Genomic DNA, 24,502 nt, shown 5'->3' with positions numbered 1-24,502 from the left:
ATTTAATGAAAATTTAAGAGCTCTTGGGATTACTGAAATTAAGGAAAAAGAATTAGCAGATGCTACAATAACCCCACTTGGTCATGAAAGACTACTAACGGCATCACTAGCGTTAGCATACACAGGATATGATGTTTTAACTAATAAGATAAATTTATAATAAATTATTTATTAAATTTATTGGGGACTAGATAAAATAGGTTTAAGGTTTAATGAAGGAAGGAAATTCAAAATAAGATTGATTCCTTCCTTTTTATATTTATATACTAAGTTTTATTTGTTTTAAAATTGTAACGAGTCGTACCACTATACGTATAACCAATCGTTAACAAGTAGTGAAAAAAATTTTAACGACTCGTATTAAAATATAGGACAAGAAAAAGAAGAAGAAAAAGAATAAGATAAAGAAGAAAAAGAAGGAAATAGTGTAGGTATGCTAAATTATATTAAAAAGTATAACTTTAGAAGATAAAATTAATTTAGTTAATTATTATAATTTTAAATGTAAAATATATTTTTTAATTTCAATCATAATATAAAAATCAATGTGATATATATGTAATATATAGATATAAATATATCACATATATAAAGGGGGATTTATTTATGAAAGAGTTAAACAAGTATTCAATTTTTTTTGCACTTTTTGGATTTTTAGGTTTTAAAGAATTAAACGGTGACCCACTAGGACTTCTATATTTTGCCTTCTTTGGTCAATTAGTTAATTATTGGTGGTACAAGCTAGGTGATTGTGAAGATGAGAGATTAATTTACAATAAACATAGAGCAGCTTCTATAGTATTTCCTGCATGTTTTGCTATAGCAATTGTATCAAGTGTATTAATTCAGTTATATACAGTAGATTTACTAACACTTTATAGACTACAAAATATTAATAGTAGCACTTACTTTTGCAATATCAATGAATTTATGGGCGTTTTTAACTTACAAATTTGATTTAGGGAAGTAAATATTATGGCAAAGTTTATTAGTAATTTAAAGAAATATCGTCAATTTAATGAGTTAACTCAAGAAGAATTAGCTAATAAAGTTAGTGTTAGAAGAGAAACTATAGCTCGTTTAGAAAATGCAAAATACAATCCTTCACTTGAATTAGCTGTTAGAATTTCAAGGGAGTTAAATACTCCCATTGAAGAATTATTTATTTTTGAATTTTAATAAATTTAGAGAAACGTAGAAATAGGTTCACAGGTGTATTTTTAATGAATAAAGGAATAGCAAAATGGTTTGACAATGAAAAAGGATTTGGTTTTATATCAGTAGATATACATAAAAAACACAAAAATGACTAGAATTTCATGATTAGAAATTGCTAGTCATTTTTTGTGGATTTAATTTATTTATGGTAAAATTAGTAAATAAGCTAACTTGAATGGAGTGAATTCAGAAATGAGTAAGTATAAAGACTGGAAGATGGTAGATTGGATTATAGCAGGAATTTTAGCTCTCTCCTCTGTATCAGTACCTAATTGGATTATAGACCACAATCTATATGTGGTTCCTATAATGGCAACAGTTTATGATTACCCATATAATATTCCTATAATGGTAGCAGGTGTATTTTTAATATATTGCTTTTTATTAGTAATATATTGGATAATAAATAAAAATATAAATATGGTAATTCATTATTGCTTAATAGCAATCACATATATAACAATTCCTATGCTATATGTTATTGCATATAACTCGGGTGTTTAAAAACTTAGTAAATAAAATAATTATTCCCCGAAACTAAAGTAAGTAGTCTTAAAATTTTACTTTAAGACTAGTTATATATATATGGAGGTTATCACATGATAAAGGCGAAAAACAAACGGTTTATTCTTTTGCTAGGGTTATCAATTCTTCTTATTTCTAGTGTATATGTATATAAACATGCTATTTTTGAAAGAAGTTCTATAACAGAAGTATTGGAAACTTTTATCAAAGATGATTACAATTATAATGGAGGAAAGAATGATTTCTCAACAGTTGGAAATGAACAATTAAAGAAATATCTATTAGCAAGAAATACTGTAAAAGCTACTAATAATAAAACAAATTATAAAAAAGTACTTTCTCAAAATTTTAAATTTGATTATGGAAACTTTGTGAGCTCTGGAAACTGTGTAAAAGTTAATGTTTATATAGAGGAATATTACTCTTTTAAAGATGAAAATACTGGGAAAACAAATGAAGCCGGGGCAGGAAATGATTATGTAGTATATCTTTCAAAAATAAATGGGAAATGGAAAGTTATGTCTGCAACAATTAAAGTTAATGCTGATGCAGTAGATGATGAATTTGATGTAAACAAAGAATTAGGTTATGAAGGAAAGAAAAATCAAAAAAATGTTGAAGCAAATCTAAATAAAATGCTTGATAGGCTTAACTATTTAAAAGACATATATTCTAAACCTCTAAAATAGAATGTTTAAGTATAAATCAGATAATCTATATTTATTTAATTATAATTCTTAATACATAAAATTAATCACTAATCCCGAAATTTAGATTTTCGGAATAGCTGTATATACAAAAGAGTATATCCTTTGAAATAACTATATTTCATTAGATATACTCTTTTGTATTTTTTTAAAAACTATATTAACTTTATTTTTCAAAGACTTTACTTTGCAATGCTAAATATAGAAAAATATACCATAATATTTTAGTTTCTAATGTCAATTCATTCTAATTATATAATATAATCTTGTAGTTGCATAAAACCTATACTTTCCCACTTTTAGAATAGTTACTTACTTAAAGATATAAAGTCAGTACTTTGATTAACATTGTAAATACTCAAAATGCTGACTCTACCCATAGATAAACTTAATACAATAGTGTAAATTTAAGCGAATATCTCAGCATAGAGATGTTCCTATTTTTGAATTTTAAAAATATTTTTAGTTCTTAGGAATCTAATTTTATATGTTACTATATGATCTGCTATAAAGTATATAAGTATAATACTAATTGGATGGATAGTTCAAAGTTCTGCCGAAGAAATTGTAACTCGCGGATGGCTTATGAATGTTTTAAGTGCTAAGTACAATGTATGGGTTGGTTTAATTGTATCATCTACTTACTTTGGATTTATGCATTTACTTAATCCAAATGTTAGCTATATAGCGGTTATAAATTTAGTTTTAACAGGATTTTTATTTGGACTTTATGTTCTAAAAACTAATAACCTTTGGGGGGCTTGTGGCATTCACTGTTCTTGGAATTTCTTTATGGGAAATATATTTGGGTTTGAAGTTAGTGGAACTAATACTTCTGTTGGTACACTATTTGATTTAAACCTGGTTGGAAATCCCTCATTGTCAGGTGGACAGTTTGGACCTGAAGGAGGTATTTGTGAAACTATTGTAATAATTGTAGCTATAATAGTCATTATTTATTTAGATAAGAAAAAGTTTTTTAAACAATGTGCATAAAATTTTATCTAATACTATAAACAGAGGTTGCCTTAAAATTATATAGAAAACTGATTATTTTAATTACTTTGATTAACTGTATTTATTGTATTGGCTCTGTTTTAAACCAATGTTGATTTTATAAATTATTTTAACAACAAAAGCAGGAGTATAACCCCTGCTTTTAATTTTGCATTATATAATAATTGTATATTTATTTTAATAATATCATTTTCAATATTAATTTAAAATATAGCCATTTGATTAAAGAGCAAAACTGGTAAAATTATTAAATCTAGGAGGGGATTTATGAATAAAAAAAGAAATATTGTAGACTTAATATTTTAATAAGGGGATTAGAATATGAATTTTAAGAATTTAGAAACCAATCGATTATTATTAAGAAGCATATCAAAGAATGATTCATTAGATATATTTAACTACCTATCAAAAGATGAAGTGACTAAATACCTAGGAAAAACATCACTTAAATGTGAAAATGAAGCTAAAATATTAATTGATAAAATTTTAAAAGCTAGTTCAGAAGGTAATGGTATGAGATGGGGAATTGTTCTTAAGGAAAATAATAAATTAATTGGATTAGCAGGGTATAATAGCATAGATTTTAAAAACAAAAAATGTAATTTAGGATATGATATAGATAGTGCTTATTGGCACAATGGCTATGGAATGGAAGCTGTTAGTGAAATAATTAGATACGCATTTTATGATTTAAATTTACATAGGATAGAAGCTGAAGTTGTTATAGGGAATAATTCATCTTCTAACTTATTAACAAAGCTTGGATTTAAAAAAGAGGGAATGCTTAGACAAAGTATATTTAAAGAAGGCGACTTTTTGGATGTGGAAATATTTTCGTTAATTCAAGAATAGATTCATTGAATTAGTTTAAATTTATAATGGCTAGATTTAATTTATTTAATTATTGGAAAAAAATTCTAAAAAGTATATAATATAAAAAAGCATATAAAAAAGCAACAATTACTATATATAAAAAACTATATAAGTAATTCTTAAAATTTTCAATAAAAGGGTATGGGGAGAGACAGTGGAAGAACAAAATCAAATAATAGAGCAACTTAAAGATATATCTAGTGAAATATCTAATTTGCAAAATAGTGTAGACAATGTAAATAATAGTATAAATAATTCAGGTGGAACAGGAATTATAGGTATTTTAATTCTAATATTATTAATTTCTATAAATGATAATTTACGTAAATTAACACGGGCAATAAAAGATAATAAAAATAATGTATAAATTATTAGTATAATAAATGTCTTTTTTATTAAATTTAGACTTTATTAGGATTTGTATTATAAATAAGCAAAAAAATGGCTAGAACTATTGGAATTATCAAAAGTCTAGCCATTTTTATATAATTTAGTTTAAATATGTTAAAATTCTTTATTTAATCTACTCAATAAATTGGTAATTATTTTTTTAAAAATGTAGGTTTTAGCAATAATTGAGCTGCTACCATAAAAATAGCTAAAGATATAAAACTTGGTACAACTCCAGATAAATTTGGGGGTAACTTGGTAAATACAGGCTCCATTAATAATATTGTTCCAAGAACTGCTATGCCTAACCCTATATAAGAAATTACTCCATATTTTTTTATGTATTTTCCATCTTTATAATTTTTTACAATAAAATAAAGTCCCACAACAAAGAGTAAAGTACCAAGAAACACCATAATCCATAATAACATGATAAAGTACCTCCCACCGTAAATTTATAACTAATTATCTATAGCTAGCTTATTATTTTTTTCTTGTAATTGTTTTATGTAGTTTAGCCCCTTTAAAATACAATATAATCCTAAACAAATGTATGCAATTTTAAATATTATATTACTTGGTACTGGTATGAATATAATTAAATTATTTATAAAATGAGCTAAAATAGATAGTTTCATAGATTTTGTATAATAATAAATATATCCTAGTATTACTCCTAATATAAAAGCATTTATCCCTTGAGGTATATTTAAATGTGCAATAGCAAATATTATCGCAGAATATATTATAGCTTTTTTATGATTTATTTTATATTTACTTAGAAATCCATTTAATAATATTCCCCTAAAAAACAGTTCTTCAAATATAGGTGCTTCTATAAGTGTTTGTAAAAATAACATTAAACTTAGTACAAAAAATTCTATACCACTAGAATTTTCAATAATAAAATCAATAGTTTCATCAGGGATAGGTCCTTCAAACTGTGTCAATACTTCAAACAATGCAGCCTCTCTAATTAAAATATACCCTATTATTATCAAACAAATATGTAAATAATCTTTCTTGTTAGGTTTAAAATTATTGTTATTTATCTTAGTATTACCTTTTTCTGTAAATATATGCCCTGCCAATATTACCATAGCTATACTTATAGATACTGTTACTATCATTACAAGTATCATATTATTTCCAAAAGACATATTTGGATTTATTAAAACACTAATAAAAACTGATAACAAACTTATTATATTTTGAACTAAAATATATATAGCTATAGCAAAAAGTGATTTTAATAAAGATATTGGTTTAATTTTTATTTCATTTTTATATATTTGATTTAAATTATACATCTCCACCCCTTAAATTATTTACCCACATATATTATTTATAATTTATAACAATTGCAAACTTTAGTTATATTATACATAATATTTAATCGTTTTCCTATTACAAAATGGTTTCATTAAACTTTAAGTAAAGTATCTTGATTTAAGTTAGCTAAAGAAATTAAATGGGTATTTTTTTGCATAGCATATTGTATATAAAGAGGACAAAAATTAGCCTTCTTTAATAATACTTATAATATTATTAACAAAATTTTATTTAGTAGATTTATTAGAGAATTTAATGATAAAAATTTCAAAAAAATATTGACAAATTAATTGAAAAATATTATCATTTAATTAGAAGGTTTGATAAAGATAATCAATTTCCTTTAATGGATATATATACTTTGGTGAGGAAGCAGCCAAACTATAATAAATCCTTAAACCCTTAATTATGTATTCAAATTATGTATTCAAAAAAGTATCTTAATTTTTAAGATACTTTTTTTGTGCAGATAAACTAGTTAAATTTTAAAAATAAGTAAAATAATTATGTATCATAGATTAACATTATTGGCGTTTTGATTTAAATAAAATTATAGAAAATTAATCTATTGATAGTACAATATAATTAAAGATAAAAGCTAGTAAAATTATTAAATCTAGGGGGAGATTCATGAACAAAAAAAGAAATATTGTCTTAAGTATATGTTTTTTATTGGGAATAGTAGGAATTGTTATGGTATATATGAAGGGTAATGATGGTAAGAAAATAAAAAGCTTAAAACAAGTGTATTTTGAAATGATAGAGGATGATATAAAAGGAGAAAAAATTACTTCAGATGAAGTGGTGAAAAATATTGAAAATACTAAGGTATGTTTACTTTTATCATAATATTATTAAAAAGTTAGCTAACATAGCCAAAAAGAAAAATAAACAGACTTGAAGAAGAAAATAAAGAACTTAAAGAGTAGATTAAAATTAATTATGATGATATATATAAACAGTTATAATATAATTATATCATAGAGATATATTTAAAAAAGGTATTGGAGAATAGTTAAAAATAATAGTTGAAAGTTCAACTATTATTTTTTAGGAGATTAATTATGAAAAGAATATTAATGCTTTTTCTAAGAATGTTATCAGGCTTTTTATTATGTGCACTATCTACTGTAATGTCAATAAAATCAAATTTGGGTTTGAGTCCATGGGATGTTTTTCATCAAGGTTTGTCTAATTTAGTTGGCCTTACAATCGGTCAGGCAAGTATAATTGTCGGTCTATTAATTGTAATTATAGTTAGTATATTAGGTATAAAAATAGGATTTGGAACATTGGCAAATATGATTATGATTGGATGTTTCATAGATTTAATAATCTATATAGATATAATTCCTACCAGTGCTAATTTATTTTACGGCGTACTACTTATGATAGGAAGTATGTTTGTTAATGCAATAGGAAGTTATTTATATATAGGGTGTGAAATGGGATGTGGTCCGAGAGATGGATTAATGGTAGTCTTAGTAAAGCTTACATCAAAGCCTGTAAGTATAATAAGATTTTTTATAGAAGGTCTGGCTCTAATAACTGGATGGATATTAGGTGGGACTGTTGGACTAGGTACTTTATTAACTGTATTTGGGATAGGTTACTGTGTTCAAATGATGTATAAAGTATTTAATTTTGATGTTAAAAATTTAAATCATAAAGATATAAAACAGTGTTTTGCATTTGTTAAAGAATGCGTAACTGACAAGGAGGATATTAGTGAAGTTTAGAAAATCAAAAACAAATGATGTAAAAAGTATAATGAAAATCATCAATCAAGCTCAAGAATTCTTTAAAAATAAAGGAATAGACCAATGGCAAAATGGTTATCCAAACGAAGATACAATTATTGGGGATATAAAAAATGTTGAAAGCTATGTACTAGAAAAAGATGGTGAGGTTGTTGCTACTTCAATGGTAACATTTAAAGGAGAGCCAACGTATGAATCTATCTATGATGGAAAGTGGCTAAGTAACAATAAATATGCAGCTATCCATAGAGTAGCTGTAAGTAATAACCACAAAGGGTTAGGTCTATCAACTGAGATCATTAAATGTGTAGAACAACTTTGTGTAGATAGTGGTGTACATAGTATTAAAATTGATACACATGAAGAGAATATTCCTATGCAAAGGGTACTTAAGAAAAATGGATTTAAGTATTGCGGAATAATATATGTAGATGATTCAAGTAAAAGAATAGCTTTTGAAAAATTGTTATAGTTTAATTTATTCGATAATTAGGCAATTTCTTTAGTAGTTTCTAAATTTAGGTTTAGATAATAATTTTATAAAATAAAGTAATTTAAAAAGTCGTACATGAAAATAAATATAATAAAGAATTCTAATTTAAAAGGACCATATAACGGTCCTTTTAATCATTGTATTTTTCAACATTATAATTAAACATAGCGTAAAAATTTATAGTACTTATCATAGTAATAGAACTACTTTTTATATTATTTAAAATATTTTCCGTAAGGCGTAAAATGTTTTAATTCTTCAATTACTTCATCTAAAGGATTCTCGATTTTTTCAATATCATCTCCAATAAATTTTGATAAATAATTAAATAATAGTTCTCCATTTCCATCCATTATAAAACTAGATAAATTATCTCCATCTTCGCTTTCTAAAACAATAATTATTAATTTTCCAGTACTTATTTGATATTCATAAGATGAGCAATCTATATCTTCAACATTTTCGTTAAAATGATTTATAGTTATTTGTATTTCTGATTTTTCATTTTCACTTAATAGTGATTGAATGAAATCTAAATCACTTATTTTATATATTATTGAATTGTCATTTAACTCAATAGTAGAAAGATTTCCACTTAAATTTAAAAGATCTTCTTTAGTAATTTGTTGAGCTTTAAATTCATCTACTAAACATTTTGAAATGTCTTTTATTTTACATTTGTTCCCTATATTCATCAATATTACCCCCTTATATTTTATTATAAATTATACTACATTATGTTAATTTGATATGTATATTTTTGATATTATATTGTGCAATATAAGTTTCTTTTGTAGTAACATATCTAGTATTGCTTTATCCCTATGTTTACCAAGGCTATAGAAGAATGACTCATAAAGAACTTAAAAGGCCTTATAAAGAATATATTGGAAAAAATTCTGTATTTTAATTGTATTTTTATATATAATTTAGATAATATAATAAATCTTCTTGAAAATTCTAAATCTTCAATTTCTTCTAAAAGTGCTTTATTTGGTTTAAACTTCTTTTCTGATATATAATCCCCTAAAAACATAATTATAAAAATCATAAATATAAAAACCAATTTAAAATCAATAACATTATCCATAATATTCCCCCTAATTAACCAAATAATTGTTATATATTAAATGATAACTTACACCTATTATAATAACTAAAAAGAATGGCAATTTTGATATTCTTTTATACTGTGTATTGTTTTATATATTACTTTATCTCATTATAATCTTTTAGCGCATATTCAATAACATTATTATTAAAACATATATCCTTAAATGAAAATAAAAAACCTATAATTAAACCAGCTATAATATCACTATCATTAAATATAGGTAAAATAAAAATTATTATTAAAAATAATATATTTGCAATTATTCCTAATCTACGTTTCTTTTTTTCACTTAAATTATTTATTTTTATTTGTACTCTTTGAAATAATTGTGGTTTGATATGATTTAACTTATAAAATAAAAAACTAAATAATAGTGTTGATAAATATGCCCATATTACAAAAATTATAAATGACATTATGTTTTCCCCCTAATATATACTTTCATATGAAATTCCAATATATCCTATATAATTATACATTATAAATTAGTGATTTAGAATTACAAAGGAAAAACCGTATCACAAGAAGTGATACGGTTTTTATTATATATATTTGAAATAAATATACAATTATTTTAAATACATTATTTTTTATAAATATGTTTATAGTAGATTCATAAAAGTCGTTATAACTGCTGAGTTTATAAATTCTATAAATAATGCTCCAACTAGTGGTAATATGAAAAATGCATTAGGTGCTGGACCATATTTAGAAGTTACAGATTCCATATTTGCTATTCCATTTGGTGTAGCTCCAAGACCAAATCCACAATGTCCTGCTGCAAGTACTGCTGCTGTGTAATCTTTTCCCATAACGTTAAATGTAACAAAGTAGGCAAATAGTATCATTAATAATGTCTGTAAAGTTAGTAGTATTAGTATAGGTATAGCTAGGTCTACAAGCTCCCATAATTTTAAGCTACACATAGCCATTGATAAAAATAATGATAAACATATTGAACCTATACATTCTAATTCATTGCTTGATACATTATGTATCCCTTTTGCATCTGAAATATTTCTCATAATAGCTGCTACAATCATAGAACCTATATAAGATGGCATTGTTATACCTATATATGAAAATAAGCCTGATACTATAGTACCAAGTCCCATAGCTATTATTATTTGTATAATTGAGCTTGTCAATTTACTTTCTGAAAGTTTTCCTATAGATATTTCATTGTATGATACTTCTTCATTTACGTTTGTTGATATTAATTCTTCTTTTATTTCTATTTCCTCTGGTTGAAGTTTATGTTTTTGAACTAATCTATTTGCAAGAGGACCACCTATAATACTTCCAGATACTAATCCAAATGTAGCACAGGCCATAGCTATACTAAGAGCACCTTTAAGTCCATTTGCTTCAAGAAGAGGGCCAAATGCACCAGAAGCTCCATGACCACCTGTCATAGAAACAGAACTTGAAACCAATCCTAATAGTGGGTCTACACCTATTAACTTAGCAGAGAAAACACCAACTATATTTTGAGCTAATATCAATAATACTGATATAATTAAAAACTTAATTACTTGTGTTCCACCTTTTCTTAAGACTTTCATACTTGCAGTGAATCCAACCGTTGTAAAGAAGGCTGTCATTAATATATTTTGTAGCGTTGTATCAAATACTATCGTAATTATTCCTGTTTGCCTTAATATAAAGGCTATTACTGCAAAAGAAAATCCTCCTACAACTGGTGATGGTATACAGTATTTATTTAATATAGAGATTTTACTTTTTATAAAAGACCCTATTAAAAGTACAGCAGTAGTAAATGCAATACTTTGAATTATATCTAAATTTAGGGTCATCATTTTTAATTCATTTGAAAATTGAAACATAAGTTTACCCTCCTTAATATAAATTTAAATTTTAAACATTATAATGAATAATTTAAAAACTTAAATTCTTATGATTTTATTTTCTGATAATTGAGAGTAGAAGATGTTGAAATTCATGTGACTTATTTTATATATTACAATAAAAAATTGATAAAGTCAACTTAACTGATACCTTAAGAGATTTTATAGATAAATTATAAAGTGTTTAGTGAATTAGATTTGTTAAGGGAAATAGTTGAATATAAATAATCGTTAATATACTATATAGTAGATAACATCTTTAAAGAGGGGAGAAAATATGAAGCTAGAAGTGAAGGATCTAAGAAAAAGTTTTTCAGAAAATGAAGTATTACATGGAATATCCTTTTCAGTTGAAAGTGGAAAGGCACTTGGACTATTAGGGAGAAATGGTGCAGGAAAAACTACAACAATTCGTATATTAATGGACGTTTTCAAGGCTAATTCAGGAGAGGTATTAATAGATGGAAAGAAGTTTAACCCAAGAGATTACCAGATAGGATACCTACCAGAAGAAAGAGGATTATATCCTAAAAAGAAAGTTACAGAACAGATAGTTTACTTAGCTCAGTTAAGAGGTGCAGATGCTAAGAGAGCAAAAGAAAGTACAAAGATATGGCTTGAAAAATTAGGTATAGAAGAATATGCAAATAGAACATTAGAGAGTTTATCAAAAGGAAATCAGCAAAAGGTTCAATTAGCACAAACATTAGTATGTGATCCAGAAATAGTTATACTTGATGAACCATTTAGTGGATTAGATCCAGTTAATTCACAGATACTTAAAGATACTGTCAGAGAATTAATAAATCAAGATAAACTAGTAATATTTTCTAGCCACCAAATGAGCTATGTTGAAGAGTTTTGTGAAGAAATAGCTATTTTAAATAAAGGTGAGATTGTGCTGAGTGGAAATCTTAAAGAAATAAAAAAAGAATTTGGTAACAATAGATTAATACTAAGTGCAGAGAATTTTACATTAAATGATTTAGAATCTATATGTAAAGATAAGTTTAAGGAATTAGTAACGGTAGATGAAGTTAAAAAGGATTATTTAATATTAGTGCTAAATGAAAATACAACGAAAAACCAACTTTTAGAAAGTATATTAAAAGAAAATATAGATATAGAGAAGTTTTCTGTATATGAACCAGACTTAACAGATATATTTGTAAAGAAAGTAGGTGAAGAGTAATGAAACAATTTTTCACAGTATTAAAATTTGAACTTGGAAACTACTTTCATAAAAAATCTTTTATAATAAGTACTATAATAATTTCATTAGTAATGATAATTGGATTATCCCTACCTAATTTTATAGATATGTCATCTATATTGCCAATAGGAAATAAAGGTGAAGCTAAATTAGAGGATCTTGCAGAAGAAGATAAAACTAATTTTGCAATATATGATGAAAAGAATATTATTCCTAATAAAGAAGAGCTAAAGACTTATTTTCCAAACTCATATTGGAAAGTGGTAAAAAGTAAAGATGAATTAGATAAGTTAGTTGAAAATAAAGATGTAGAAGCAGGTTTTAATGTTAAAAATCCAACTGAGTATGATTATGTTGTTCAAAATACTAAGTTTAATGATGAGAATAAGTATATATTTGATGAACTTTTACAAAAAGAGTATAGAAAAAATAAAATTACTAGTGAAGGAATAGATTTTAATAAGGTAGATACAATTTATAATACCAAAATAGCATCTAATGTTGAAATACTAGGCAAAGATAGTGCAAATAATTATTTTTATGCTTATATACTAATCTTCGTTATATATATGATGATTTTAATGTATGGTCAATTAATTGCCATGGGAATAACTGCAGAAAAAAGCAATAGAGCAATAGAAGTATTAGTTACAAGTACAAATACAAATAATTTAATATTTGGTAAAGTTATTGCAGGTGCAATAGCAAGTATAATACAAGTTGGGGTAATAATGTCATCAGTACTTATTGCATATAAGGTAAATAGTAAAGCGTGGAATGGTATATTAGATAATTTATTTAAAATTCCTCCAGAATTAATAGCTACATTTGCTATATTTGGTATATTAGGTTACCTATTCTATTCATTCATATTTGGTGCATTGGGAGCTTTAGTATCAAAAACAGAAGATATAGGGTCAAGTGTTGGACCTATAATGATGATATTTATTGTAGTATTTATGATTAGTATATTTGGATTAACTAATGGAGATAGTACACTAATAAAGGTTTGTTCATACATACCATTTGCATCTCCAATGACAATGATAGTAAGAGTTGCAACAGGAGCTTTTACATCAGTAGAATTTATAATATCTGCATTAATATTAATAGTATCAACAGTATTAGCAGGAATAGGTGGTGCTAAGATATACAGAATGGCTACTTTAATGTATGGAAATCCAATAAAACTTAAAAATGCCCTAAAGTGGCTTAAAAGTGAAAGGTAAATATTAAAATATGAGAAACTAGGCTTTAAGCCTAGTTTTTCTTTATAACATTTTGATAAATATAATTTTATGTAATAGTATTGTTTATAAAATCATCTGCTTTAGTGGACATATTATTAAGTTTTAGTTTTGACATAATTAAATTAACAATTGTTATATATTGCAAAAAAAGATTGAAAGGGGAAATTATTGTGAGAGATTGTATTGAATGTAATCATAAGTTTACATTTTATGATAGATTAAAATGTTTTTTTAGTTTAGAAGGACATTTGAAATGTTCAAAATGTAACTCAATTTATAAATCTAAAGCAAATGTATATAGGGGAATATACATTTTTATTATTACTATGTCAAATATATTTGTATTTAATAATATCATTATTTTAAATGACTTTATGCTAAAATTTAAATTGCAAATATTAATATTATTTATAACTATTCCTTTGTTTGATTTATTACCTCATAGGTTGCATAGATACGAAAAGATTAATTAGAAATTGTTATATATTATGAATTATATAATAGGCTATACAGTATTATACAAGGGGGAAAAATGAATTCGAAGAAAAACAAGATAATCCTAATATTAGGTTTGATAATAATTATTATGTTTATTGTTATAAAAGTATTTGTAAAAAGTAATGAAGAGTTTGGTGGAGCAGTAATAAGTGGAAGTATTGGTGCACTTAACCTTGATAAAAATGAAAACATCTCAAAAGAAGATGAAGAATATATCATTAGGGTTTGTTTCACAAAACGAAAAAATGGTATAGATATAAACTCAGAAAATGCTAGAAAATTAGGAAAACCAACAAATACTATGTCCTTATTTTTATATAATAAAATTGAGGGAGTATCAAGTAGAGTCCATCGTTATAATTTATGGATAGGTAATAAAATAGGATATATTCAAAATATTAAAGATAATAAAGTTTATATATTGAGTAGTGATGAAAATAAATTCTTTATAGATCAATACTTGAAATTTCATAGTATTGAAGAAGTAAAAAGTATGATATCAAATGAGTTCTGATTTAGATTATAATTTTGTTATATTACGAATTAAGAAATCTAGAAGTTTAAATAATTAGCAATTCATAATATAGCATTTTTATTTAAATACTTATTTCCTAGCATGGGAGCGATAGGAATTGGATATCTTTTAGGTAAAACATTTCTTATTTTTAAGAGTAAGATAAGTTTTAATAAATAATATATTTATATATAAGTAGAAAAATAGGAGGGGTATAATGTGAATTACTTTGAACATTCATATTATCTAGGTATATTAATGATAATTGCAGGCTTGATTATGAGATATGGTGCTGGGGAAAGACCTAATTCATCAGGTTATAAAACATGGACTTCTTGTAAAAATGGCACTAAAAGGAAAAGAAAAAATCATGTTAAGTTTATATAGTTAAATTATAATTAAATATATATTTTGAAGGTGTAAAAATATGGAGATATGGGATGTTTATGATAAAGATAGAATTAAAACTGGTGAAACAATGGTAAGAGGTAGCTAATTTGCGGCTGAGAGATTGTATGGGTATTCATTGTAAAAATGTGAATAAAAAGTAGGAGTATATAAGTAGGTATACAATTACTTTTTTGTTATTAAAACATAGCCAAATAAAAAAACTCTTAGCCAAAACTAAGAGTTTTTAAAGTGGCGGGAATAACAGGGCTCGAACCTGTGACCCATTGATTAACAGTCAATTGCTCTACCAACTGAGCCATACTCCCATATATTTTGGATAGGTAGAAAATTTTCACCTGTCCGTTACAGTTATTATTTTAACCAGTTTATTAAATTTTATTAATATTTTTTAAAAATTATTTAACTATTATAAAATATTTATAAATAGCTGTAATATACAAAAGAGAATTATGTTAATTAAACTTTGGTGACCCTTTATATAATATAATTGATAAAATATTTAAATATCCAAATAAAAAACTCTTAGCCAAAACTAAGAGTTTTTAAAGTGGCGGGAATAACAGGGCTCGAACCTGTGACCCATTGATTAACAGTCAATTGCTCTACCAACTGAGCCATACTCCCGTATATTTTGGATGGGGTAAAAATTTTCACCTGTCCGTTACAGTTATTATTTTAACCAGTTTATTAAATTTTATTAATATTTTTTTAAAATTATTTAACTATTATAAAATATTTATAAATAGTCTGTGATATACAAAAGAGAATTATGTTAATTAAACTTTGTTGACTCTTTATATAATATAATTGATAAAATATTTAAATATCCAAATAAAAAACTCTTAGCCAAAACTAAGAGTTTTTAAAGTGGCGGGAATAACAGGGCTCGAACCTGTGACCCATTGATTAACAGTCAATTGCTCTACCAACTGAGCCATACTCCCATATATTTTGGATAGTGTAGAAAATTTTTACCTGTCTGTTACAGTTATTATTTTAACCAGTTTATTAAATTTTATTAATAATTTTTTTAAATTATTTATATAAGAATTTAAATAACTTAGAATAAAAATACGAAAGTGGAAAAAGTTGAAAAAACAATAAAAGTAGCTATATCACAGTAACTAAAATTAATTTAGCCATGGTGGTATAGCTATCTGATAAATTTAATTCTATATAGTTTAAACCTTATATAATATAACTCTTTTAATGCTGAATTATTCATAAAGCTTTTTATCTTTTTTATATTTCTTTACTAAGTTAAAGTATTTTATAGTTTGTATTCCTAAAAATAGAGTAATTAAAATTAATCCCCATAATAGAGTATTTAATAATAAATGATTAGAAGCTTTGTATTTACTTATAAAAGTAGTTATTGCAAGAAGTATAGTTGTAAATAAATACATATTTCGTATTGGGGTAAGATATTTTATTAAATCATCATTACTTGTGTGTAGGTTAAAATCCATTCCATCATTTTGCTTTTCTAATATTAGTAATTCTTTGTTAAAACTTCCTGGGGAAGTTGAAATTTTACCACCATTACTCCATGGTCTAAATTTCATTTTTCCAAATGACCAATTTATATTTATATTCTTTATAAAACTCTTATACCCAATATCATCTTCTAAAAAATTCTTATATTTTTTTATTTCAGAGTTTGATTTATCAGCAACAAATTCAACACAGTATATATATTCTGATGGATTGCATTTTTCAAACTCATAGGTTAATTTTCCTACCTTAACAAGTCTATATCCATGTTTAGCCATTTTATTTAACCATCTTTCTTGCCCCTCTAAAAAATCAAAGAAATACTTAAACACTATTTTTTTCATATTTTATCATCCCCTACTATTTTTAAAGAGATATTAAGAACATCATTTAATCGTGCAATTTCATTTTCAACTACGATTTTACCTTTAGATGTTATTAAATACTCCTTTTTCCTACTATCATCTTTACTTTCGTATGGCTCTATCCATCCTTTTTTTAACAAAGTATTAATAGCTCCATAGAGAGTCCCAGCCCCTAATGATAAACGACCACTTGTTTTTAATTCTATAAATTGCATAATCCCATAGCCATGGTTAGGCTTGTAAAGTGCTAATAGGATAAAAAGTGTCGTTTCTGTTAAAGCACCACCTTTTACATTATCTCTCATTTTATGTCTCCTTTATTACAGTAACCTTTATTACGTTTACTGTAATAAAATTATATCAGTAAACGTAATAATTAACAATAAAATTATATCTTTATTAAGGTTTACATTAATCTTATGTATATTATCATTTTAAAGATATAAGATAACAAGTTAAAGTCAATTATGTTGAAATATACAAATAGTTATAACATATAGTATAATTATGTATATTATTTGTTTACAATTATTATATAACACAAAATAAAAAATAATAGTAAGGGGGTATTTAAAATGATAAGTGAAGATACTAATGAATCTTGGTCTATTAGAACATCTAAGGATGAGTTATTAAACTTTATTATATTTACTGGGTGTATGTATAATTTAATTGATAATGAAAACTTTAATGAATCAAATACACCTTGGCCAACTAATCTATCAAATCTAGTTTTCGATGATTTACATATTGAAAAGCTAAAATCACAGTGGAAACTATGGTTTAATGGAGTTATAGAAGAAAGGTGTAATAATATTAACCATAATATAAGGAATATACTTGTTAGTGAAATATATAATGTAAATAATTTTTTAGAGTTGGAGTATATTGAGCTTAGGGAATGCTGTAAAAAAGCATATCCATACTTCATTGAGTGGTGGGATATGCAAGCTGGAGGTAAAAGTGCGATTTCTTACTATGAAATTATGGTAGAAAATAGATTTTGTGATTATATAGATGAATTAAGATGTGAATTAAATAGAAAAGTTAAGGGATTTAATCTTTATATAGATATAGTATATACGGGAGTACCAGATGTACTAGATGTAAATGATGAATATATTGTAATAACTCCAAATGGATATATGTATTTAACTAAGGATTGGTGGATGAGAAAATTAGCTAAATTAGCATAATAAATACTGAACAATTTTAATATAATGAGAATTTAAATAAGATACATTTTAGGGGGATTATCAATGGATTTAGAAAAATGTCCTTTATGCGGATGTAATGAAATTGGAGAAGGTAGTTTTGTAGGTTATGGTGGATTAATTAATTCAAATAGTTTAATTCCAAAAACACAAGAAGTAGTAGCTAGTGTAGTACTGAATATGGATATATAATAGCTATGAGAGTTTTAAAACCTAATAAATTTAAGAAGAAATAATAATATATAGGTTAAAAACTATCCATAAAAAATTAAATGTATGTTATTATAAACTTTATTATTAAATGAAGGGCTAAGAGATATGAATAAGATTTTAATGATAGAGAAAACTAAGAAGTTTGTAAAGAACAAACTATATGGTGAGGGAAGTGGACACGATTGGTTTCACATAGAAAGGGTATATAACTTAGCTAAATATTTAGCAGAAAAAGAAATAGCAGAAAAAAGACATAAATTTATGGAAGCATTTTTAAATGAGTTTTATGATGAATGGAATTTTAGTGGACAAGTTGTTAAGTAAAGGGGAGGATAAAAATGACTACATATTTTTTTACAATTCCATACGAGGCAATTGCAGTATTTGGGATATTGATAGCTGGAGTTGGCTTATTTTTATATAATAAAAATAAGCATAAAAAGTAAACTAATAGAGGATTTAAAACATTTTCATCCTTATGGATTCTCATTTAGGAAACATTTCAAATAATATAGATAAATAGGGATTTATATAAGAAAGTGAGTTAGACAATGATAAAATTTTTAGAGCAAATAAGAATTCCTAAGTATGATTTGACGACTTCAAAAAAGATAATGAACTCAATAATAATTTTTCTTCTTGGAATTGGACTTGGAATTTTTTCAAAATGGCTAGATACTTTAGCTATAGATGATGGTATTTGGTGGCAACATATTTTAGGTGTACTCGATTTAGGAAATGTATTTTCTTTACTTGGAGTGTGGATTTTAATTGCAGTATGTATATCTATTTTTAGTAATACACCTTTACGGTCAGGTGTTAATGTATTTTTATTCTTTTTAGGTATGTGTGCTAGCTATCATCTATATAGTATTATTTTTGTAGGATTTAATCCTATGAATTACATGATGATATGGTATGCAGTAACAATTATTTCTCCATTATTGGCATTTGTTTGTTGGTATGCTAAAGGAAATGGAATTATCCCATTTATGATTAAGGTATGTATAATTACAGTTATGATATTATGTTCTTTTAGTATAGGAATGTGGTATTTTGATTTTACAAGTATAATAAATACAGTGTTTTTTATAACTATATTAGTTGTTTTGTACGATACCCCAAAGGGATCTATATATAGTTTAATGACTTCTATAGTATTGGCATATTTAATCAGATTATTTATATAGTTAAAATAGCTAGATATTGGGTAATTCCCATATGTCTAGCTATTTTTATTGCTTATTTATCATGTAATTATTTAAGATAGTTAAAAAATAAAATATTAAAAAGCATATGGGTACATAAATACTACATCATCAACAAATTGTGGAGAAAGTTGAAACTACAATAAAATTCTTAAGGTATATATTAATAATTTAAATGTAAAAATTTATAGCATTATTTGTGTTTATGAAATTATTTCTTTTAGTGTACAGTTGTTTAACTATAAGTTCTGCTATAATTAAATTAGCAATTGTTATATATTACAATAAAAGGTTGAAAGGGGAAACTATTGTGAGAAATTGTACTGAATGTAATCATAAGTTTACATTTTATGATAGATTAAAATGTATTTTAAGCTTGAAAGAACATTTGAAGTGTACAGAATGTAACTCAATTTATAAATCTAAAGCAAATGTATATAGGGGAATATATACTTTTATTATTCTTATTTCAAATATGTTTGTATTTAATAATATCATTATTTTAAATGACTTCATGCTAAAAATTAAATTGCAAATATTAATGATAATTATAACTTTTCCTTTGTTTGATTTATTACCTCATAGGTGGCATAGATACGAAAAGATTAATTAAAAATTTAAATATGTATTTATAGTATCATTTATGACTTCTTTAGTCACACAGATGAAGGATAAAAATAAAGTAAATGATGTTTCAAAAAATATGTTTTCTGTTAATATTCAAATGGAGGAGATAGTATGAGAAAGTGTTTAAGATGTAATGAAACTATGGTTGAAGATTATATGTTGAAAACTGAAAATTTTACAGCTCAAGCTTCAGTGTTATTAGGAAAAGGAAGTGGAGTTTTTTCAGATACTAAAGGAAAAATAAAGGCTGCTGTTTGTCCAAATTGTGGTGAGATTTCAATATTTTTTGATAAGTTAGATAAAATTAAGTAGTTTATTTATTTAATATATTGTGAGCTTACAGAGTAGTGATCTAAAATTATTACTCTATTTTTTTGTTCATAAAATCATCTGTTTTAGTGGGCACTTACTTTTATTCTGTATCTTATGTAAATATCTCTGTAATTCAAGCACTATTATTATATATTTTAGGTGAAAAGAGTATAATTTACTTATATTATCTTTTTATAAAGGGGAGTTATAAATATGGCATTTAGTATAATAATTCTAATTGTAGGTATTTTAGGTTTTGTGCTAGGATGGATAGTTAGAAAATATAAAATGTGTAGTCTTGTAAGTTGGGTAAATTTAAAAAAATATGATAATGATAAAGTTGCGGATATCATGGGTTCTCATATAATGGTACTTGGGATATGCTTAATAGCAATCGCTGGTATAAACTATGTATTAGAAAATACTTATCAAAATATTATTGTAATTACAATTATATTACTTGTTGTGGCAACTGAATTAGGTGCGTACTATAAAATTTATAAATATGCAAAATTAGAAGAGTAAGTTGTTCAAAAAAACATATTTTTCATCTATTTTAGAGGACACTTGATAAACAATAAATTCTGATATAATTAAATTAATAATTAGTTTTATTTAACTAATATAAAGAGGGGGAGATATAGTATATATGAAACTATTTGAAATTTATTTTAGCCCAACAGGTGGAACTAAAAAAATAGCAGATTTAATAAGTAGACAATTTGGTTACGAAACAATAAAATTAGATTTGTCAAATAGCATGGAAGATTTCTCAAAATTTACCTTTAGTGAAAAAGACCTTTGCATTATAGCAGTTCCGTCTTTTGGTGGACGTGTACCAATGGCAGCAATGTCTAATATTAATAAGTTAAAGGGCAATGGATCAAAAGTCATTTTAGTAGCAACATACGGGAATAGAGCATATGAAGATGTATTGTTAGAATTGAAAGATACATTAACAACATTAGGATTTTTCTGCATTGCAGCAATAGCTTCGGTTACAGAACATTCAATTATGCGTCAATTTGCGACTGGAAGACCAGACTTAAAAGACAAAGAAGAATTAATAAAATTTTCTGATAAGATCAAAGAAATCTTGAAACAGGAAAAGGTTACTAAAGATTTATATGTACCGGGGAATAATCCATATAAAGAATATAAGGTTATTCCTTTAGTTCCAGAAGCAAGACAAGAATGTATGAAATGCGGTCTTTGTGCTATAAAATGTCCAGTTAATGCTATTTCAAAAGATAATCCAACGTTGGTAGAAAAAGAAAAATGTATTTCCTGCATGCGTTGTGTAGCTATTTGTCCAAATAAAGCTCGAAGTGTAAATGAAGAGTTGATATTGGCAGTTTCAAAAAAATTAGAAAAGGTATGTTCCGAAAGAAAAATGAATGAACTGTTTTTATAAATATTAGACTAATTTATTGCAAGAGTAAAATATAAAATTTAATACGATAAATTCCAATTTATAGAATAGCCTAAATTAACCCGATTTATTTTACTTTTAGTCAAATGGACATGGTCTTATTTATATATATAAACAGCTAGATATATTAATATCTAGCTGTTTATATTACTTAAATTTATCAAAATATTAATATTGTTTTTATTTTATTTCGTAGTATTTTCTACAATATTATTTCTGAAACATATATCTACTGTAGAACCTAAAAAACCTAAAATCAAACCACTACCAAGCTTACTAATACCTAAACTAATGCTCAGAAATACAGTAATTAAGATTGCTAATAGAATACCTGCAAAATTTAAAATACGTCTAGTTCCATTACTTAAATTACATAAATCTCTTTGCATTGGCTTAAATACTCCCCATACCTTGTCATTTAAGATATTTAATAAAAAATTAGAAATTGCCGCTGATAAAATCGTAGCTACTATACTTATTCCCATTCATTTCACCTCTTTTCTTTATTATATCACTCACTTAATATACGCACTATATTTATCATAAAGTTAGCTAACAGAGTCTATGTATAATAATTAAAATTCTCAATTTTTATAAATATAGAATAAAAGACTTAATATTATTGTTGTATATTGAGTACTAGTTTGCTATCATTTGTGTTGATGATGATAATATTTTGTCATAACTAAATATTTTATTTTAAAATTTTATTCATATTAAAAGGGGGATTTATTATGAAAAAGATTTTCAATAGCTTAATATTTAAGCTAGTACTAGCAGTTACTATTGGTCTTATAGTTGGATTTATATCTTCAGAGTCCGTAATGAACGTAATAGTTACTCTTAAATACGTTTTAGGTCAGGTTATATTCTTCTCAGTTCCATTAATAATCATTGGATTTATAGCTCCATCCATAGCTAAATTAAGACATAATGCTTCTCAATTATTAGGATTTGCAATTGGTTTTGCTTACATATCATCAGTGGGTGCAGCAGCATTTTCTGCAATATTTGGTTACATATTAATTCCAAAATTATCAATCGCTTCAACTACAGGGTCTTTACGTGAATTACCAGAACTTATCTTTCAATTAGACATACCTCAAGTAATGCCTGTTATGAGTGCTTTATTTTTATCTATAATAGTTGGTTTAGCTGTAACTTGGACTAAAGCTGACTTAGTTGAAAAATTTCTAAATGAGTTTCAAAATATAGTTTTAAGCTTGGTTAATAAAGTTGTAATACCTATATTACCTTTCTTTATAGCTACAACATTTGCTAGTTTAGCATATGAAGGTTCTATAACTAATCATCTTCCAGTATTCTTAAAGGTTATAGTTATTGTACTTATTGGTCACTTTATATGGATGTCAGTATTATACCTTATTGCAGGCATCATGTCAGGAAAAAATCCAATGGAAGTTATAAAATATTATGGTCCAGCTTATTTAACAGCTGTTGGAAGTATGTCTTCTGCTGCAACATTACCTGTAGCACTAGAATGTGCTAAGAAGTCTAAGGTTTTAAGAAAAGATATATTAGATTTTTCTGTTCCGCTTTGTTCAAATATACATCTTTGTGGTTCTGTTTTAACTGAAGTATTCTTTGTAATGGTTGTATCTCAAATTCTTTATGGTCATCTTCCAAGTGTTGGGAATATGGTTTTATTTATATTATTACTTGGAGTATTTGCAATAGGTGCACCTGGTGTTCCTGGGGGAACAGTTATGGCATCTCTTGGTTTGATAACTAGTGTTCTTGGATTTAATGAAACTGGAACAGCTCTTATATTAACTATATTTGCTCTTCAAGATAGTTTTGGAACAGCTTGTAATGTTGTTGGAGATGGTGCGTTGACTCTTATGCTTACTGGGGTCGCTGATAAAAAGAATATAAAGAGTGATGATAAATCTTTTAATTTATAGTTAGTCTAATTATTTTATAAATATAATAAAGCCTTACTACATGTATTTATGTATAAGGCTTGTTTTTTACGCCTAAGAAAACTATGGATAAGTTATAAAGTAAAGTTATATCAATAACTCCGTGAAAGTAAAAAAGGACATTTTCAGCAACGGACGAAGTCGTTGGCGATATGAGCAAAGCGAATTTTTTATATTAATTTAAGATTTATAGGAAAATTATCAGTATTAATTATTTATTTAAATTTGAAAATGTAGACCAAATTACAGATATATTAGGATCTAATTATAAAGAATATTGGTATGATAAAGATAAAGGAACAAAATTCCATGAATACATAGATAAGGAAACAAAAATTAAAATAAATTTTGTATATAATGGGTTATCTAATCAACAAAAAAACTTGTATGGGTAGTACTAGAAAGTATATCTAACTTCTAAAGGTGCTCTAAATACCTTGTAATCTTGAGTATTTTTTTCGTCACTTACCAATTTGTTCAAAATATGTTTTACAATTTAAATATTATTTTT

General features: G+C 25.4%; 32 protein-coding genes and 3 tRNA genes. 23 read left to right on the top strand and 12 right to left on the bottom strand.

The genetic code is table 11. The annotated features are described in order from the left end of the window. The first annotated feature begins 606 nt into the window (after window positions 1-606). The 8 genes from ABHC41_RS00795 (at window position 607) to ABHC41_RS00760 (ending at window position 4,707) form a co-directional block, all read left to right on the top strand. Window positions 607-957 carry a DUF3796 domain-containing protein gene (locus tag ABHC41_RS00795; RefSeq protein WP_271891950.1) on the top strand — a complete coding sequence of 117 codons (351 nt, stop codon included), beginning with the start codon at window positions 607-609 and terminating at the stop codon, window positions 955-957. A gap of 18 nt (window positions 958-975) precedes the next feature. Then, window positions 976-1,179, top strand: a complete 204-nt coding sequence (locus ABHC41_RS00790) for a helix-turn-helix transcriptional regulator (RefSeq protein WP_166505131.1) — start codon at window positions 976-978, stop codon at window positions 1,177-1,179. Window positions 1,180-1,223: 44 nt separating this feature from the next. Next, a complete protein-coding gene (locus ABHC41_RS00785) occupies window positions 1,224-1,313 on the top strand; it encodes a cold shock domain-containing protein (protein WP_271891949.1) in 90 nt (29 codons plus the stop codon). Between the two features lie 97 nt (window positions 1,314-1,410). Beyond that, window positions 1,411-1,722 (top strand): hypothetical protein, encoded by a 312-nt coding sequence (locus ABHC41_RS00780; protein WP_271891948.1) that lies wholly within the window; start codon window positions 1,411-1,413, stop codon window positions 1,720-1,722. A gap of 95 nt (window positions 1,723-1,817) precedes the next feature. Further along, window positions 1,818-2,432 carry a hypothetical protein gene (locus ABHC41_RS00775; protein WP_271891946.1) on the top strand — a complete coding sequence of 205 codons (615 nt, stop codon included), beginning with the start codon at window positions 1,818-1,820 and terminating at the stop codon, window positions 2,430-2,432. Window positions 2,433-2,957: 525 nt separating this feature from the next. Further along, window positions 2,958-3,446 (top strand): CPBP family intramembrane glutamic endopeptidase, encoded by a 489-nt coding sequence (locus tag ABHC41_RS00770; protein ID WP_166506229.1) that lies wholly within the window; start codon window positions 2,958-2,960, stop codon window positions 3,444-3,446. 342 nt (window positions 3,447-3,788) lie between these two features. Beyond that, complete coding sequence (locus tag ABHC41_RS00765) at window positions 3,789-4,319, top strand: GNAT family N-acetyltransferase (protein WP_195580967.1); 531 nt, start codon at window positions 3,789-3,791, stop codon at window positions 4,317-4,319. 175 nt (window positions 4,320-4,494) lie between these two features. Then, window positions 4,495-4,707 carry a hypothetical protein gene (locus ABHC41_RS00760; protein ID WP_092926504.1) on the top strand — a complete coding sequence of 71 codons (213 nt, stop codon included), beginning with the start codon at window positions 4,495-4,497 and terminating at the stop codon, window positions 4,705-4,707. Between the two features lie 175 nt (window positions 4,708-4,882). On the opposite strand, the gene ABHC41_RS00755 is transcribed toward ABHC41_RS00760, so the two are convergent. Together ABHC41_RS00755 and ABHC41_RS00750 are read right to left on the bottom strand one after the other, a co-directional pair. After that, complete coding sequence (locus tag ABHC41_RS00755) at window positions 4,883-5,161, bottom strand: hypothetical protein (RefSeq protein ID WP_271891944.1); 279 nt, start codon at window positions 5,159-5,161, stop codon at window positions 4,883-4,885. A 30-nt stretch (window positions 5,162-5,191) separates the two neighbouring features. Then, window positions 5,192-6,040 (bottom strand): type II CAAX endopeptidase family protein, encoded by an 849-nt coding sequence (locus ABHC41_RS00750; protein WP_271891943.1) that lies wholly within the window; start codon window positions 6,038-6,040, stop codon window positions 5,192-5,194. 652 nt (window positions 6,041-6,692) lie between these two features. On the opposite strand from ABHC41_RS00750, the gene ABHC41_RS00745 reads away from it, so the two are divergent. The 3 genes from ABHC41_RS00745 (at window position 6,693) to ABHC41_RS00735 (ending at window position 8,294) form a co-directional block, all read left to right on the top strand. Then, window positions 6,693-6,911 (top strand): hypothetical protein, encoded by a 219-nt coding sequence (locus ABHC41_RS00745; RefSeq protein ID WP_195580970.1) that lies wholly within the window; start codon window positions 6,693-6,695, stop codon window positions 6,909-6,911. Window positions 6,912-7,126: 215 nt separating this feature from the next. Further along, window positions 7,127-7,801: a hypothetical protein gene (locus ABHC41_RS00740; protein WP_271891942.1), complete on the top strand. Its 675-nt coding sequence runs from the start codon at window positions 7,127-7,129 to the stop codon at window positions 7,799-7,801. Next, the gene (locus ABHC41_RS00735) at window positions 7,791-8,294 is read left to right on the top strand and encodes a GNAT family N-acetyltransferase (RefSeq protein ID WP_092926494.1); all 504 of its coding nucleotides are present in this window, start codon (window positions 7,791-7,793) and stop codon (window positions 8,292-8,294) included. Before ABHC41_RS00740 ends, ABHC41_RS00735 begins: the two co-directional genes overlap by 11 nt. A gap of 236 nt (window positions 8,295-8,530) precedes the next feature. On the opposite strand, the gene ABHC41_RS00730 is transcribed toward ABHC41_RS00735, so the two are convergent. The 4 genes from ABHC41_RS00730 to gltS all read right to left on the bottom strand — a co-directional run bounded on the left by ABHC41_RS00730 (window position 8,531) and on the right by gltS (window position 11,276). After that, window positions 8,531-9,010: a hypothetical protein gene (locus ABHC41_RS00730; RefSeq protein ID WP_271891941.1), complete on the bottom strand. Its 480-nt coding sequence runs from the start codon at window positions 9,008-9,010 to the stop codon at window positions 8,531-8,533. A 110-nt stretch (window positions 9,011-9,120) separates the two neighbouring features. Then, window positions 9,121-9,405 (bottom strand): hypothetical protein, encoded by a 285-nt coding sequence (locus ABHC41_RS00725; protein ID WP_271891940.1) that lies wholly within the window; start codon window positions 9,403-9,405, stop codon window positions 9,121-9,123. A gap of 119 nt (window positions 9,406-9,524) precedes the next feature. Next, window positions 9,525-9,845, bottom strand: coding sequence for a hypothetical protein (locus ABHC41_RS00720; protein WP_240276017.1), 321 nt, complete (start codon window positions 9,843-9,845; stop codon window positions 9,525-9,527). 186 nt (window positions 9,846-10,031) lie between these two features. Beyond that, window positions 10,032-11,276 carry a sodium/glutamate symporter gene (gene gltS, locus ABHC41_RS00715; RefSeq protein WP_330637689.1) on the bottom strand — a complete coding sequence of 415 codons (1,245 nt, stop codon included), beginning with the start codon at window positions 11,274-11,276 and terminating at the stop codon, window positions 10,032-10,034. A gap of 298 nt (window positions 11,277-11,574) precedes the next feature. Between gltS and ABHC41_RS00710 the strand changes: the two genes are divergently transcribed. The 4 genes from ABHC41_RS00710 to ABHC41_RS00695 all read left to right on the top strand — a co-directional run bounded on the left by ABHC41_RS00710 (window position 11,575) and on the right by ABHC41_RS00695 (window position 15,159). Further along, window positions 11,575-12,489 carry an ATP-binding cassette domain-containing protein gene (locus tag ABHC41_RS00710; RefSeq protein ID WP_195580975.1) on the top strand — a complete coding sequence of 305 codons (915 nt, stop codon included), beginning with the start codon at window positions 11,575-11,577 and terminating at the stop codon, window positions 12,487-12,489. Beyond that, entirely contained in the window at window positions 12,489-13,739 is a 1,251-nt protein-coding gene (locus ABHC41_RS00705; RefSeq protein ID WP_271891938.1) for an ABC transporter permease, read from the top strand. The genes ABHC41_RS00710 and ABHC41_RS00705 overlap by 1 nt, the downstream gene beginning before the upstream one ends. A gap of 553 nt (window positions 13,740-14,292) precedes the next feature. Continuing rightward, complete coding sequence (locus ABHC41_RS00700; RefSeq protein WP_166505144.1) at window positions 14,293-14,772, top strand: hypothetical protein; 480 nt, start codon at window positions 14,293-14,295, stop codon at window positions 14,770-14,772. Window positions 14,773-14,991: 219 nt separating this feature from the next. Then, window positions 14,992-15,159 (top strand): hypothetical protein, encoded by a 168-nt coding sequence (locus tag ABHC41_RS00695; RefSeq protein ID WP_166505145.1) that lies wholly within the window; start codon window positions 14,992-14,994, stop codon window positions 15,157-15,159. Window positions 15,160-15,412: 253 nt separating this feature from the next. Here the strand turns inward: ABHC41_RS00695 and ABHC41_RS00690 are convergent. From ABHC41_RS00690 to ABHC41_RS00670, 5 genes are all read right to left on the bottom strand, one after another. Next, a tRNA-Asn gene (locus tag ABHC41_RS00690) sits at window positions 15,413-15,488 on the bottom strand. Between the two features lie 243 nt (window positions 15,489-15,731). Continuing rightward, window positions 15,732-15,807 (bottom strand) — tRNA-Asn (locus ABHC41_RS00685). A 244-nt stretch (window positions 15,808-16,051) separates the two neighbouring features. Further along, window positions 16,052-16,127, bottom strand: a tRNA-Asn gene (locus ABHC41_RS00680). Between the two features lie 273 nt (window positions 16,128-16,400). Continuing rightward, window positions 16,401-17,021: a DUF2812 domain-containing protein gene (locus tag ABHC41_RS00675; RefSeq protein WP_240276014.1), complete on the bottom strand. Its 621-nt coding sequence runs from the start codon at window positions 17,019-17,021 to the stop codon at window positions 16,401-16,403. Beyond that, a complete protein-coding gene (locus tag ABHC41_RS00670; RefSeq protein WP_166505147.1) occupies window positions 17,018-17,347 on the bottom strand; it encodes a helix-turn-helix transcriptional regulator in 330 nt (109 codons plus the stop codon). Before ABHC41_RS00670 ends, ABHC41_RS00675 begins: the two co-directional genes overlap by 4 nt. A 270-nt stretch (window positions 17,348-17,617) precedes the next feature. Between ABHC41_RS00670 and ABHC41_RS00665 the strand changes: the two genes are divergently transcribed. The 7 genes from ABHC41_RS00665 (at window position 17,618) to ABHC41_RS00635 (ending at window position 22,030) form a co-directional block, all read left to right on the top strand. Further along, on the top strand, window positions 17,618-18,238 hold the full coding sequence (locus ABHC41_RS00665) for a hypothetical protein (RefSeq protein WP_240276013.1): 621 nt from the start codon (window positions 17,618-17,620) through the stop codon (window positions 18,236-18,238). Between the two features lie 63 nt (window positions 18,239-18,301). Then, a complete protein-coding gene (locus tag ABHC41_RS00660) occupies window positions 18,302-18,448 on the top strand; it encodes a hypothetical protein (protein WP_271891934.1) in 147 nt (48 codons plus the stop codon). Window positions 18,449-18,574: 126 nt separating this feature from the next. After that, complete coding sequence (locus ABHC41_RS00655; protein ID WP_271891933.1) at window positions 18,575-18,793, top strand: hypothetical protein; 219 nt, start codon at window positions 18,575-18,577, stop codon at window positions 18,791-18,793. A gap of 227 nt (window positions 18,794-19,020) precedes the next feature. Continuing rightward, the gene (locus ABHC41_RS00650) at window positions 19,021-19,659 is read left to right on the top strand and encodes a hypothetical protein (RefSeq protein WP_271891932.1); all 639 of its coding nucleotides are present in this window, start codon (window positions 19,021-19,023) and stop codon (window positions 19,657-19,659) included. A 756-nt stretch (window positions 19,660-20,415) separates the two neighbouring features. Further along, window positions 20,416-20,616 (top strand): hypothetical protein, encoded by a 201-nt coding sequence (locus tag ABHC41_RS00645; protein ID WP_240276011.1) that lies wholly within the window; start codon window positions 20,416-20,418, stop codon window positions 20,614-20,616. Window positions 20,617-20,829: 213 nt separating this feature from the next. Further along, window positions 20,830-21,141: a hypothetical protein gene (locus ABHC41_RS00640; RefSeq protein ID WP_271891931.1), complete on the top strand. Its 312-nt coding sequence runs from the start codon at window positions 20,830-20,832 to the stop codon at window positions 21,139-21,141. 223 nt (window positions 21,142-21,364) lie between these two features. Beyond that, window positions 21,365-22,030 (top strand): 4Fe-4S binding protein, encoded by a 666-nt coding sequence (locus ABHC41_RS00635; RefSeq protein ID WP_330383756.1) that lies wholly within the window; start codon window positions 21,365-21,367, stop codon window positions 22,028-22,030. Window positions 22,031-22,233: 203 nt separating this feature from the next. Here ABHC41_RS00635 and ABHC41_RS00630 read toward each other — a convergent pair whose 3' ends face one another. Next, window positions 22,234-22,533, bottom strand: coding sequence for a hypothetical protein (locus ABHC41_RS00630; protein WP_271891929.1), 300 nt, complete (start codon window positions 22,531-22,533; stop codon window positions 22,234-22,236). 249 nt (window positions 22,534-22,782) lie between these two features. Here ABHC41_RS00630 and ABHC41_RS00625 point away from each other — a divergent pair, with 249 nt between their 5' ends. Beyond that, window positions 22,783-23,973: a dicarboxylate/amino acid:cation symporter gene (locus ABHC41_RS00625; RefSeq protein ID WP_271891927.1), complete on the top strand. Its 1,191-nt coding sequence runs from the start codon at window positions 22,783-22,785 to the stop codon at window positions 23,971-23,973. The last annotated feature ends 529 nt before the right edge of the window (window positions 23,974-24,502 follow it).

Origin of the sequence: Romboutsia sp. 1001216sp1 (assembly GCF_039841805.1) — a bacterium.
Taxonomy (GTDB): domain Bacteria; phylum Bacillota; class Clostridia; order Peptostreptococcales; family Peptostreptococcaceae; genus Romboutsia_C; species Romboutsia_C hominis.
Note: the sequence above shows the minus strand (reverse complement) of the source record. Positions and strands in the feature narration are given on the sequence as shown.